Below are 12,122 nucleotides of genomic sequence, written 5' to 3'. Positions count from 1 at the left end.
GTCTCCGGTGGTGTCAGGGCCGGTCACGGAGTTCCGGCGGCGGGGCGCCCGGGACGTCGAGGGTGACGAGGACGCCGGTCGCGAGGCGGGCGCGGCGCAGCCCCGACTTCGTACGGGGTTCCTCGTGCTCGAACCACTTCGGGCAGGCGTCGACGGGCGTGAGCAACCTCGTGTCGGACACCGGTTCGAGAGTGTGCGCTCCCGGGCTGCGCTCCGCGTACTCCTGGCGCACGAGACGGATGTCGAGGACCCGGCCCCGGGTCGCGGGCAGGCGGCCTCCGTGGCCCTCGAACCTGACCGTCCCGTCGTACCGGTCATGCTCCCCCTCCCGGCTCCACGCCCGGATGTCCTCGGGGTCCATGGGCGCGAGCGGCCAGCTCACCTCCTCCCCCACCGAGAACGGTGTACCGCAGCACTCCATCTGCCAGCTTTCGTAGAACACCCGCCACATTCCCATGCGCCCACCCTTCAGGAACCGAGGGCGCATCGCGAGACGTTTTCCCCTCGTGCCCGGTACGGTCGGGCTCGCCGACCGCCCCAGTCCCCCAGGGAGCCCCGCCGATGACCTCCGCAACCGCCCGCAGCCGCAGCGACCGGCGGATCAGTCCCGTCTTCCTCGGCATCCTGTCCGTCACTGCGGTCACGGGGTGGGCCACCTGGACCGGGTTCGCCGCGCAGCCGGGGCTCGCCGTGTTCCTGTTCGTGACGGCGGCCTGGATCGTGTCCCTGTGTCTGCACGAGTACGCGCACGCGCGCACCGCGCTGCACAGCGGTGACATCTCGGTCGGCGCCAAGGGCTACCTCACGCTGAACCCGCTGAAGTACACGCACGCGCTGCTGAGCATCGTGCTGCCCGTGCTGTTCGTGATCATGGGCGGGATCGGTCTGCCCGGCGGCGCGGTGTTCATCGAGCGCGGCCGGATCCGGGGGCGCTGGCGGCACAGCCTGATCTCGGCGGCGGGCCCATTGACGAACGTGCTGTTCGCGGCGGTGTGCACGGCCCCGTTCTGGCTGGACGCCCTGGACGGGGTGCCGCGCGACTTCCGGTACGCGCTGGCCTTCCTCGCGCTGCTCCAAGTCACGGCCGCGATCCTGAACTTCCTGCCGGTGCCGGGCCTGGACGGCTACGGCGTGATCGAGCCCTGGCTGTCGTACAGCGTGAAGCGCCAGGTGGAGCCGTTCGCGCCGTTCGGCCTGTTGTTCGTGTTCGCACTGCTGTGGGTGCCGTCCCTCAACCACGCGTTCTTCGATGTGATCGACACGATCCTGCGCGGTCTGGGGATCACCGGCGACGACCGGTACTGCGGCCAGCAGCTCTACCGCTTCTGGCTGGGCACCGACGAGTACTGCGCCGTCAGCCCGTGACGGACTTGCCGCCGGCGCCGCGGCCGCGCTTGATGTAGTACCAGGTCATGTTGGACGACAGTCCCGCGAGCAGCACCCAGACGATCCCCAGCCAGCTGCCCTGGACGAAGGAGACGACCGCCGCGGCCACGGCGAGTACACAGACGACGAGGGCGTAGAGGGCGAGGCGGGGCATGGGGGCGGACTCCTGTCGGGGGACACTGCTGGTGGCGTCCAGTGTCCCCCATGCGCCCGCCCGTCTCACACGACGGTGGCCGCGCGCTCACACATCTGTGATGGCCGCGCTCACACGTCCGTGATACGGAGTCCCGCGTGTGCCTTGTACCGGCGGTTGACGGAGATCAGATTCGCGACCAGTGACTCCACCTGGTGGGCGTTGCGCAGCCGCCCCGCGAAGATGCCGCGCATGCCGGGGATGCGGCCGGCCAGCGCCTGGACGATCTCCACGTCGGACCGCTCCTCGCCGAGCACCATGACGTCGGTGTCGATCCGCTCGATCTCCGGGTCCTCCAGCAGTACCGCCGAGAGGTGGTGGAAGGCGGCGGTCACCCGGGAGTCCGGGAGCAGGGCGGCGGCCTGCTGGGCGGCGCTGCCCTCCTCCGGCTTCAGCGCGTAGGCGCCCTTTTTGTCGAAGCCGAGCGGGTTGACGCAGTCCACGACGAGCTTGCCGGACAGCTCCTCGCGCAGGGACTCCAGGGTCTTGCCGTGGCCCTCCCAGGGCACGGCGACGATCACGATGTCGCTGCGCCGGGCGGTCTCGGCGTTGTCGAAGCCCTCGATGCCGTGGCCGAGCTCGTCGGCGGCGGCTTCGGCGCGCTCGGCGGCCCGGGAGCCGATGATCACCTTCTGGCCGGCCCTGGCGAGCCGGTAGGCGAGGCCCTTGCCCTGCGGCCCGGTGCCACCGAGCACGCCGACGACGAGCCCGGAGACGTCGGGCAGGTCCCAGGGGTCCGTGGCGGGGGCCTTCGCGGGCTGCTGTGCACTGTCGGTAGAGGTCATGCGGCGACTCTACGTCCGCCCTCGTTCGCGCACCGCGTCAGGTGAGATCCGTGACCGGCAACCGCCGGAAGGTGATCGTCTCGTACGGGCCGAAGTCGCCGGTCTCGTAGAGGAGTCCGACGGTGTCCCGGTCGACGCGGACCAGGTCGGAGTAGGCGGCGGGCAGCCCGTCGACCGTGTGGACCGGGCGCCAGGTGGTGCCGCCGTCGGTGGAGGCGCGGACGGTCATCAGGGCGCGGTCGGTGGGGTCGGCGGGGCCGGAGTAGAGGAGCAGGTCGGGGTCGCGGAGCTGGAGGACGCTCGCCTCGCAGACGGGGCCGGTGAGGCCGGCCTGCGGGCGGAACGGTTTGACGAGGGTCTTCCCGCCGTCCTTCGAGTGGGCGTCGGCGCGGTTGCCGGGGGACGGGGAGTCGTTGCGGGTGTTGAAGTAGACGCGGCCGTCGGGGAGTTCGGCGGCGGTGGTCTCATTGACGTTGACATAGCCGTCGGTGTTCTCGTCGACGTAGCCGAGGAACCAGGTCTCGCCGCGGTCGTCGCTGAGCAGGCAGTGGCCGCTGTTGTACCTGGGCTCGTTGCCCAGGTCGGTGCCGGCGGGCGGCGCGGTGTGGTTGCCGGGGACGAGCACCCGGCCGGAGCGCAGCTGGATCGCATGGCCGGGGCAGGTGGCGTACCAACGCCAGCCCGCCTTCTTCACCGACTTGGTGATCTCCTTCGGCTCGGACCAGCTGACGCCGTCGTCGTCGCTGTGCTGCACCCATACGCGGCGGCCGTCGGCGGCCTTCACCCTGCCGCGCAGGATGGAGTCCTCGCTCGCGGCGGCGGCCGCGCGGACGTGGACGAGCAGGATGCGGCCGGTGTCGAGGACGACGGGGGCGGGGTTTCCGGCGAGGTCGTCGCCGTTGCTCGCGGCGACCTTGAGCGGGCTCCAGGTGTGGCCGCCGTCCGTGGAGCGCTTCAGCACGATGTCGATCTGGCCGTGGTCCTTCGCGGAGCCGACCCGGCCCTCGCAGAACGCAAGCAGGGTGCCGGATGCGGTGGCGACGACCGCCGGGATCCGATAGCTGGCGTAGCCCTCTTTACCCGCGCGGAAGGGGACGGTGACTGCTGTCATCTGGCGGGCTCCCAAGCAGATGTGGGTCTCCGGTGACAGGGCATTGTCAGAGCGTTGTCCCCGAGTTGGGCGAATTCGTGGTGAACTCCGCGTCACGAGTGACTGGTTGCGGCAGGATGCGGTCGTATGGACGCCGTACGGGTCGCGCTGCTGCGCGAAGTACTTGCCGGGACGGAATGGCTGGATGCCACGCGGCGGTTCGCCGGTACGCTGCGCGGGTCCGTGGTGGCGCACGGGGGCGGGTTGCTGCTCGTGGGCACACGGGAGTACGAGCCGTGGCATCTGGCGGCCCATCTGGTGGACGAGGCCGCGTGGTCGGGCACGCCGGAGCTGGCCCCGACGCTCGTCCGGCACGACGCGCGTCCCTCGGACCCCGCGCATCTGGCGGTCGGACCGGGACGCATCGGAGCGGCGCAGCGCGGCGAGACCCTGCTGGTCGTGGCCCCCGAGGAGCCCGCGCCACTGCTGGAACGGGTGCACGACGCCCGGCGGTCCGGGGTGACGGTCCTGGCCCTGGGCTCCGGCGGGAGCGAACTGGAGGCAATGGCCCACGAGTCACTGGCCGTACCGGAGGGCGCAGAACTGGACCTGGACACGGTGCAACACCTGGTAAGCGCGGCAGCAGGCGAGAACGGAGCCTCTCCGAGGGCCCGGCGCGGCTTCCGAGACCGCCTGTCACGCCTGGCAGAAACCCTGACGGCCCCTCCGGCCGCCCCTTGGTGAGCCGCCGGTTCTCCCCGAAGGCCCAGCGGGACTCCCACGACCGCCCGTCGGAACTCACCCAAACCCCGACGACACCCCCGGCCACCCCTTGGTGAGCCGCCGGTTCTCCCCGAAGGCCCAGCGGGAGTCCCACGACCGCCCGTCGGAACTCACCCAAACCCCGACGACACCCCCGGCCACCCCTCGGTGAGCCGCCGGTTCTCCCCGAAGGCCCAGCGGGACTCCCACAACCGCCCGTCGGAACTCACCCAAACCCCGACGACACCCCCGGCCACCCCTCGGTGAGCCGCCGGTTCTCCCCGAACGCCCAGCGGGACTCCCACAACCGCCCGTCGGAACTGACGGAGACCGTGGCAGCACCTCCGGCCGTGCCCTGGCGATCCGTCCGACCTCTCCGAAGGGCCGACGAGGATTCCGCGACTGCCCGTCGGAACTGGCGGAGAGCCTGACACCACCCCCCCGGCCACCCCTGACGACCCGCCCAGCCTCTCCGAAGGGCCGACGGGGCTTCCGGACATGGTCAGCGGGATCTTCCGGGCCGCGATGTGGAACCAGACGATCCCGGACGAGCTGCGCGGCAGGCTCGCCGGGATCGAGCTGCTCTCGTACTCGGTGGGGCCGCAGCTCGGTCAGGTCCGGGCGGGCGGTTTCGCCGCCCGGGCGGGTGTGCGGGCCGCCATCTGGTCCGGCGGGCTGGCGTGCGCGGGCGCGGTGGGGCTGCTGGCGCTGTGCCTGCCGGGGCTCATGACGTACGACGCGCGGACGAACGAGCACGCGGTGCGGCTGCACGAGCGGCGCGCCGCCGCCGAACCGGCCAAGGCCTGATCAGTCCTCGTCCGGGTCGCCGCCGGCCGGCGCGTCGTGCCAGCGCGGGTCGTTCTCCCATTCGAGGTTGCGCTCGCGGGCCGTCTCCATCGCGTGTTCGGCCTCCGCCCGGGTGGCGTAGGGCCCGAAGCGGTCCTTGGCCGGGCACTCCGGCCCCTCCTCGACCTTCTTGTGCTCCAGGCAGTAGTACCACTCGCCCGGCTTGCCGACCGTGCGCTTCTTGAACAGGGCCATGACCAGCTCCTCTCGCCAACGACATGTTCCCCCATGTCCGCTGGTTAGACTCGCTGGCATGTCTGGCCAGTCGCTGCTCGTACCAGGGGAGCTCTCTCCCACCCGTCCGGTACCCGGAAACATCCGCCGCCCCGAGTACGTCGGCAAGCCCGCGCCGACGCCGTACACCGGCCCGGAGGTGCAGACCCCGGAGACCGTCGAGGCCATGCGGATCGCCGGGCGCATCGCCGCGCAGGCGATGGCCGAGGCCGCGAAGATCATCGCGCCGGGTGTGACCACGGACCGGCTGGACAAGGTCGCCCACGACTACATGTGCGACCACGGCGCCTACCCGTCCACGCTGGGCTACCGCGGGTTCCCCAAGTCGCTGTGCACCAGCGTCAACGAAGTGATCTGCCACGGCATCCCGGACTCGACGGTGCTGCGGGACGGCGACATCGTCAATCTGGACGTGACCGCGTACATCGGCGGGGTGCACGGCGACAACAACGCCACGTACCTGGTCGGTGACGTCGACGAGGCGTCGCGGCTGCTGGTGGAGCGGACCCGGGAGTCACTCGACCGGGCGATCAAGGCGGTCAAGCCGGGCCGGCAGATCAACATCATCGGCCGGGTCATCGAGTCGTACGCCAAGCGGTTCGGCTACGGCGTGGTGCGGGACTTCACCGGCCACGGGATCAACTCGTCCTTCCACTCCGGGCTGATCATCCCGCACTACGACAGCCCGCACGCGACGACGGTCATGCAGCCCGGGATGACGTTCACGATCGAGCCGATGCTGACGCTCGGGACGCACGAGTACGACATGTGGGACGACGGGTGGACCGTCGTGACCAAGGACCGGAGGCGGACCGCTCAGTTCGAGCACACGCTGGTGGTGACGGACACCGGGGCGGAGATCCTGACCCTGCCGTGAACCTGCGCCTGAGCCCGTCCTCCGCCGCCTTTGGAGGGCGGGCTTCCTCTTGTAGACTTTTACCGACAGGGTGTCGGCAAAACTACCGAGGACATTGCCCATGGACCCCTTCTCGTTCTCGACACTCATCCGCACGGCGTCCCATGAGCAGCACATGGAGGCCGAGACCTCGACGTTCATGAGCGACCTGCTCGGCGGGCGGCTCGGCGTGGCGGCGTACGCGCGGTACACCGAACAGCTGTGGTTCGTGTACGAGGCGCTGGAGGGCGAGGCCGAGCGGCTGGCGTCGGACCCGTTGGCCGGGCCGTTCGTGCGGCCCGAGCTGTACCGGCTGGCGGCGCTGGAGCGGGACCTGGCGCATCTGCGCGGGCCGAAGTGGCGGGCGGGGCTGACGGCGCTGCCGGCCACGCGGGCGTACGCGGACCGGGTGCGGGAGTGCGCCGAGCGGTGGCCGGCCGGGTACATCGCCCACCACTACACCCGTTACCTGGGCGACCTCTCCGGCGGCCAGATCATCCGTGACCGGGCGGAGCGGACGTGGGGGTTCACGAAGAAGGGCGACGGCGTCCGCTTCTATGTGTTCGAGGGGATCCCCAACCCCGCCGCGTTCAAGCGGGGTTACCGGGAGCTGCTGGACGCGGTCGTCGCCGACGACCTGGAGAAGCAGCGGATCGTCGCGGAGTGCAAGCGGGCGTTCGCGCTGAACACGGCGGTCTTCCGGGAGCTGGGCGAGGAGTTCCCGCAGAGCGCCTAGACCGACCGGGCCTGGCGCTCGGCCCGGCGCTCAGCCTGACGCTCGGGCTGGCGTTCCAGGAATACCCGTCCGCCGACCTCGACCCAGCCGCCCGGCTGCGGTGCCGTGAGGATCTGCGAGCCCGCACCCTGAGTGATGTTGAGCGCCCGGCCCAGCTGCGCGGTGAGCAGCAGCGCCGCCGCGCCGGTCGCCTCGTCCTCCTCGATGCCGTCGTCGCGGCCGGGGAAGGCACGGGCGCGGATCCGGCCGGCCGACTCGTCCTCCCAGGCCCAGGCGTAAATCCATTCGCCGGGTGACGGGACGGGCAGGGCGTCGACCTCGGCGGCGGTGGCGTACCGGCGCAGGGTGCGCGGCGGGGCCCACTCCGGGAGCGCCTCGATCCAGCTGAACTCGCCGTCCAGCCGGGCCCCGACAACGCCCGCGGGTGTGACCAGCTCGGGCACGTCCAGCAGCCAGGCTGTGCCGACGCAGGGGTGACCGGCGAAGGGGAGGCGCAGGGTGGGGGTGTAGATGTCGATGACCCCGCGCTCGGGGTCGTCCACGAACACGGTCTCGCTGAAACCGAGCTTCGCCGCGAAGGCCTGCCGGTCGTCCCGGTCGGGCAGCCGTGAGCCGTCACGGACGACGCCGAGCTCGTTGCCGTATCCGCCGTTCGCCGCGCAGAACACGCGCAGCACGTCGTAATCAGTCACCCCGGCATTGAAGCATCGCGGCACCGGCCGACTCGTCCCCGGCCGCGGCTCCTCCGGGCAGGGGCCGGCCAGGGGAGGCCGGGGCGCGCCTCCCGCCGCGCCAGGCCGCGCCGGCGCTCCTCGGCCGACGCCGCGGCCCGGTTCCGCCAAGTGCCCTGGTCGGGCGGCAGGCTCAGCACCACGCACTCCGGGCTGCGGCCCTCCGCGAGCGCGGCCACCGCGCGGTCGTGCCCGTCGAGGATCGGCCGGCTCTCCGGGGCGTCCCCCAGCAGGCGCGCGGTGCCCCCGGCCACACCCTCGCCTCCACCGAAGGTGCTTCGCGTCGGCAGCGTCGGGAAAGAGCGCACGCCGGTGACGGCGTGGGTGTGGTGCTGCACGGTCCGGCGCTCGGGGTGGGCTGTGCGCGCCGGGGCGCGATGCTGTGCGCCGGTCGTGCCGCGGTCGACGGTCCATCGGTCGGGTTTCTCAGCGAGCGGCTGCTCTCGGGCGTCCACGACCAGCCGGGCGAGGTGTTCCCGCAGCACATCGCTTGACCTTTCCTTTACCATTCCTTGGGGTCTACTTTGAGCCGTCGAGATCAAGCCGTGCCTGTGAGATTTCCGTGAGAGGTGAATCACGATCCGGGCGGGTAGTGGTGAGGTAAGCCTCATGTAAGTTAGGCAAGCCTCACCACACCGTTTCCGCTTGGAGCCAGCATGCGAGCCGCCCGACTCTCCGTCACCGCCGCCGTCGCCACGGCGGCCTTGACCGCCCTCACGGCCTGCACGGCGAAAAGTGATGCCAAGGACGGCGACGCGATCCAGGTGACCGCCTCCGACTCGAAGTGCGAGACCTCGGCCGAGTCGGTCCCGGCCGGCCATGTCACGCTGAAGATCGAGAACAAGGGCTCGAAGGCCACCGAGGTCGAGATCCTCTTCCCGGACGACCGGATCGTCTCCGAGAAGGAGAACATCGGCCCCGGCACCAAGTACACGCTGACCGCCGAGGTCAAGGCCGGCTCGTACGCGATCGCCTGTGTCCCGGGCATGAAGGGCCACGGCGTGCGGCAGAAGCTCACGGTCACCGGCGGCGGCTCGACCGCCAAGCGGGACCCGCAGCTGGACAAGGCGGTCGCCGACTACCGCGAGTACGTCCGGGAGCAGGCCGACGCCACGCTGCCGCTCGTCGAGACCTTCGTGAAGGCGATCAAGGACGGCGACCTGGCGGCCGCGCAGAAGGCGTACGCGCCCTCGCGTCTCGGCTGGGAGCGGACCGAGCCGGTCGCCGAGTCCTTCGGTGACATCGACCCCAAGGTCGACGTCCGTGAGGACGGCCTGGAGGACGGCCAGAAGTGGACCGGCTGGCACCGCCTGGAGAAGGCCCTCTGGCAGGACAAGAAGATCGGCGACGAGGAGAAGGCCCTCGCCGACCAGCTGGTGACCGACCTGAAGGACTGGCAGGAGCGGGTCGGCAAGGCCGAGATCACCCCGACCTCCATGGCCAACGGCGCCAAGGAACTGCTCGACGAGGTCGCCACCGGCAAGGTCACCGGCGAGGAGGACCGCTACGCGCACACCGACCTGGTCGACTTCAAGGGCAACGTCGAGGGCGCCGAGAAGGCGTACGAGCTGCTCAAGCCGGTCGCGTCGAAGAACGACCAGGCGCTGACCACCGAGCTCGACAAGCAGTTCACCGCGCTGAACGCGGAACTCGACAAGTACCGCTCCGACAAGACCTCCTACGACTTCGTCTCCTACGACAAGGTCACCAAGGACCAGCGCAAGGAGCTGTCCGACGCGGTGAACGCCCTCGCGGAACCGCTGTCGAAGCTCGCCGCCGCCGTCGCCGTCGTGAAGAAGTAGGGCCGCTGCGATGACCGAGACCCAGGAGAGCACCTCTCCCACCCGCCGTTCGCTGATCGGCTGGGGCGGCGCCGGGCTCGCGCTCGGTGCCGCCGCGGCCGGCGGTGCGGTGGCGATGGCCAGGACCGGCGACGACGTGGACCCGGTCGCCGCCGAGGCGGGCGCCGAGGTGGAGTTCCACGGCGCCCACCAGGCGGGCATCGCCACGCCGGTGCAGGACCGGCTGCACTTCGCCGCGTTCGACGTGCAGACCGAGGACCGCGCCGAGTTCGTACAGATGCTGAAGGACTGGACGGCGGCCGCGCACCGGATGACCGCCGGGAAGGCGGTCGGCGAGGGCGCGTACGGCGGACTGGCCGAGGCACCGCCGGACGACACCGGTGAGGCGCTGGGCCTCAAGCCCTCGCGGCTGACGCTGACGATCGGCTTCGGTCCGTCGCTGTTCGACAAGTTCGATCTGGCGGACCGGCGACCCGAGGCGCTGGTGGACCTGCCGAAGTTCCCCGGCGACAACCTCGACCGCACCCGCACCGGTGGCGACCTGTGCATCCAGGCCTGCGCGGACGACCCGCAGGTCGCAGTGCACGCGATCCGCAACCTGGCCCGCATCGGCTTCGGCAAGGTCGTCATCCGCTGGTCGCAGCTCGGCTTCGGCAAGACCTCCTCGACCACGCCGGACGCGCAGACCCCGCGCAATCTGATGGGGTTCAAGGACGGCACGCGCAACATCGCGGGGACGGAGACGGACCGGCTGAAGAAGTACGTCTGGGTCGGCGAGGGCGACGGCGGCAAGAACTCGGCGTGGATGACCGGTGGGTCGTATCTGGTCGCCCGGCGCATCCGGATGCACATCGAGACCTGGGACCGCACCTCGCTGCAGGAGCAGGAGGACATCTTCGGCCGTGACAAGGGCGAGGGCGCGCCGGTCGGCAAGGCCAAGGAGCACGACAAGCCGTTCCTGAAGGCGATGAAGCCGGACGCGCATGTGCGCCTCGCGCATCCCGACTCCAACAACGGGATCACGATCCTGCGCCGGGGCTACTCCTTCACGGACGGCACGGACGGGCTCGGCCGCCTCGACGCGGGGCTGTTCTTCCTGGCCTACCAGCGCGACGTGCGCAAGGGGTTCATCCCGCTGCAGCGGCAGCTGTCGGCGAAGGACGCGCTCAACGAATACATCCAGCATGTGGGTTCGGCGGTGTTCGCGGTTCCGCCCGGTGTCCGGGACAAGCGCGACTGGTGGGGCCGGACGCTGTTCTCCGAGGAGGCGTAGCCCGTGTTCTCCAACTATCTGATCGGCCTGCGTGAGGGTCTTGAGGCGTCGCTCGTCGTCTGCATCCTCATCGCCTATCTGGTCAAGACGGACCGCAAGGACGCCCTCAAGCCCATCTGGATCGGCATCGGCACCGCCGTCGCCATCGCCATGGGCTTCGGGTCCGCCCTCGAATTCGGCTCGCAGGAGCTGACGTTCGAGGCGCAGGAGGCGCTCGGCGGGACTCTGTCCATCGTCGCGGTGGGCCTGGTGACGTGGATGGTCTTCTGGATGCGGCGCACCGCCCGGCATCTGAAGAGGGAGCTGCACGGCAAGCTGGACGCGGCGCTGGCGATGGGCACGGGCGCGCTGGTAGCGACCGCGTTCCTGGCCGTCGGCCGGGAGGGTCTGGAGACCGCGCTGTTCGTGTGGGCGTCGGTGCACGCGGCCAGCGACGGCACTCCGCGCCCGCTGGTCGGCGTGGCCCTCGGCCTGCTCACCGCCGTCTTCCTGGGCTGGCTGTTCTACCGCGGCGCGCTGAAGATCAACCTTGCCAAGTTCTTCACGTGGACCGGCGGCATGCTGGTCGTAGTCGCCGCGGGCGTGCTGGCCTACGGCGTCCACGACCTCCAGGAGGCCAACTGGATCCCCGGCATCCGGAACCTGGCCTTCGACATCAGCGACACCATCGCGCCGGACAGCTGGTACGGCACGCTCCTCAAGGGCGTGTTCAACTTCCAGCCCGACCCGACGGTCGTCCAGGTCGCGGTATGGCTCCTGTACCTGATCCCGACACTGGCCATCTTCCTCGCCCCAACTGGCCTCCTCACCCGCAAGACCCCCGAGCCGACGCCTCCGGCCGTCCACGACAAGGTCTGACAAGACACCGAAGAACGACGGCGGGGTCGCCCGGGCCACGGGGCCGGACGACCCCGCCGCCATCCCGGCCACCGGCCACCACACCCAGTGACGGAACCCGGCACCCACCCGCCATCCCGCCCGAGCCGGCCCACCTCGTGGCTGCCGCACCCAATCCGGATACCAGCAGCCTTCCCCGCCCCTACCGGCCTCACCGCCTCCGAAGAACCGCAGCAACCAACGCCTCCTGCCGCGCACAACAACACCTGACAAGGCGCCAGAACGACGACGGGCTCACCCCGGGCCACCGAACCGGACGACACCGCCGCCATCCCGGCCACCGGCCACCACACCCAGTGACGGAACCCGGCACCCACCCGCCATCCCGCCCGAGCCGGCCCACCACGTGGCTTCCGCACCCAATCCGGACACCAGCAGCCTTCCCCGCCCCGACCAGCCTCACCGCCTCCGAAGAACCGCAGCAACCAACGCCTCCTGCCGCGCACAACAACACCTGACAAGGCGCCAGAACGACGACGGGCTCACCCCGGC

The 12,122-nt window shown here is 70.8% G+C and carries 14 protein-coding genes and 1 pseudogene; 8 read left to right on the top strand and 7 right to left on the bottom strand.

Annotation, left to right across the window (positions count from 1 at the left end):
• Positions 1 to 13: 13 nt before the first annotated feature.
• Complete coding sequence (locus ACFY1J_RS07500; RefSeq protein ID WP_390730855.1) at positions 14 to 457, bottom strand: DUF6578 domain-containing protein; 444 nt, start codon at positions 455 to 457, stop codon at positions 14 to 16.
• A 104-nt stretch (positions 458 to 561) separates the two neighbouring features.
• On the opposite strand from ACFY1J_RS07500, the gene ACFY1J_RS07495 reads away from it, so the two are divergent.
• Positions 562 to 1,365 (top strand): site-2 protease family protein, encoded by an 804-nt coding sequence (locus tag ACFY1J_RS07495; RefSeq protein WP_390709307.1) that lies wholly within the window; start codon positions 562 to 564, stop codon positions 1,363 to 1,365.
• Here ACFY1J_RS07495 and ACFY1J_RS07490 read toward each other — a convergent pair.
• From ACFY1J_RS07490 to ACFY1J_RS07480, 3 genes are all read right to left on the bottom strand, one after another.
• The gene (locus tag ACFY1J_RS07490; RefSeq protein ID WP_390709308.1) at positions 1,355 to 1,540 is read right to left on the bottom strand and encodes a hypothetical protein; all 186 of its coding nucleotides are present in this window, start codon (positions 1,538 to 1,540) and stop codon (positions 1,355 to 1,357) included. The two genes, ACFY1J_RS07495 and ACFY1J_RS07490, sit on opposite strands and share 11 nt — an antisense overlap.
• Before the next feature lie 110 nt (positions 1,541 to 1,650).
• Positions 1,651 to 2,364 (bottom strand): NADPH-dependent F420 reductase, encoded by a 714-nt coding sequence (gene npdG / locus ACFY1J_RS07485; protein ID WP_390709309.1) that lies wholly within the window; start codon positions 2,362 to 2,364, stop codon positions 1,651 to 1,653.
• 37 nt (positions 2,365 to 2,401) lie between these two features.
• Positions 2,402 to 3,475 (bottom strand): exo-alpha-sialidase, encoded by a 1,074-nt coding sequence (locus tag ACFY1J_RS07480; RefSeq protein ID WP_390730854.1) that lies wholly within the window; start codon positions 3,473 to 3,475, stop codon positions 2,402 to 2,404.
• A 126-nt stretch (positions 3,476 to 3,601) separates the two neighbouring features.
• Between ACFY1J_RS07480 and ACFY1J_RS07475 the strand changes: the two genes are divergently transcribed.
• Both ACFY1J_RS07475 and ACFY1J_RS07470 read left to right on the top strand, forming a co-directional pair.
• Positions 3,602 to 4,198, top strand: a complete 597-nt coding sequence (locus ACFY1J_RS07475) for a hypothetical protein (protein WP_390730853.1) — start codon at positions 3,602 to 3,604, stop codon at positions 4,196 to 4,198.
• A 504-nt stretch (positions 4,199 to 4,702) separates the two neighbouring features.
• Positions 4,703 to 5,023: pseudogene (locus ACFY1J_RS07470) on the top strand (MFS transporter); the annotation flags it as partial.
• Here ACFY1J_RS07470 and ACFY1J_RS07465 read toward each other — a convergent pair.
• A complete protein-coding gene (locus ACFY1J_RS07465) occupies positions 5,024 to 5,257 on the bottom strand; it encodes a hypothetical protein (RefSeq protein ID WP_390709312.1) in 234 nt (77 codons plus the stop codon).
• A gap of 58 nt (positions 5,258 to 5,315) precedes the next feature.
• Between ACFY1J_RS07465 and map the strand changes: the two genes are divergently transcribed.
• Both map and ACFY1J_RS07455 read left to right on the top strand, forming a co-directional pair.
• Positions 5,316 to 6,173 (top strand): type I methionyl aminopeptidase, encoded by an 858-nt coding sequence (map, locus tag ACFY1J_RS07460; protein WP_390709313.1) that lies wholly within the window; start codon positions 5,316 to 5,318, stop codon positions 6,171 to 6,173.
• Positions 6,174 to 6,273: 100 nt separating this feature from the next.
• On the top strand, positions 6,274 to 6,927 hold the full coding sequence (locus tag ACFY1J_RS07455; protein WP_390730852.1) for a heme oxygenase (biliverdin-producing): 654 nt from the start codon (positions 6,274 to 6,276) through the stop codon (positions 6,925 to 6,927).
• Here the strand turns inward: ACFY1J_RS07455 and ACFY1J_RS07450 are convergent.
• Positions 6,924 to 7,619: a PhzF family phenazine biosynthesis protein gene (locus ACFY1J_RS07450; RefSeq protein WP_390709315.1), complete on the bottom strand. Its 696-nt coding sequence runs from the start codon at positions 7,617 to 7,619 to the stop codon at positions 6,924 to 6,926. The genes ACFY1J_RS07455 and ACFY1J_RS07450 overlap by 4 nt on opposite strands.
• Complete coding sequence (locus ACFY1J_RS07445) at positions 7,616 to 8,143, bottom strand: hypothetical protein (protein ID WP_390730851.1); 528 nt, start codon at positions 8,141 to 8,143, stop codon at positions 7,616 to 7,618. The genes ACFY1J_RS07450 and ACFY1J_RS07445 overlap by 4 nt, the downstream gene beginning before the upstream one ends.
• A gap of 171 nt (positions 8,144 to 8,314) precedes the next feature.
• Here ACFY1J_RS07445 and efeO point away from each other — a divergent pair, with 171 nt between their 5' ends.
• The 3 genes from efeO to efeU are packed head-to-tail and all read left to right on the top strand — an operon-like array spanning position 8,315 to position 11,591.
• Positions 8,315 to 9,460 (top strand): iron uptake system protein EfeO, encoded by a 1,146-nt coding sequence (gene efeO / locus ACFY1J_RS07440; protein ID WP_390709317.1) that lies wholly within the window; start codon positions 8,315 to 8,317, stop codon positions 9,458 to 9,460.
• Positions 9,461 to 9,470: 10 nt separating this feature from the next.
• Positions 9,471 to 10,733, top strand: coding sequence for an iron uptake transporter deferrochelatase/peroxidase subunit (gene efeB / locus ACFY1J_RS07435; protein ID WP_390709318.1), 1,263 nt, complete (start codon positions 9,471 to 9,473; stop codon positions 10,731 to 10,733).
• 3 nt (positions 10,734 to 10,736) lie between these two features.
• The gene (gene efeU / locus ACFY1J_RS07430) at positions 10,737 to 11,591 is read left to right on the top strand and encodes an iron uptake transporter permease EfeU (RefSeq protein ID WP_390709319.1); all 855 of its coding nucleotides are present in this window, start codon (positions 10,737 to 10,739) and stop codon (positions 11,589 to 11,591) included.
• Positions 11,592 to 12,122: the final 531 nt, after the last annotated feature.

This window comes from Streptomyces sp. NPDC001406 (assembly GCF_042895285.1).
Taxonomy (GTDB): Bacteria; Actinomycetota; Actinomycetes; order Streptomycetales; family Streptomycetaceae; genus Streptomyces.
This window is presented reverse-complemented; position numbering and strand designations above follow the sequence as displayed.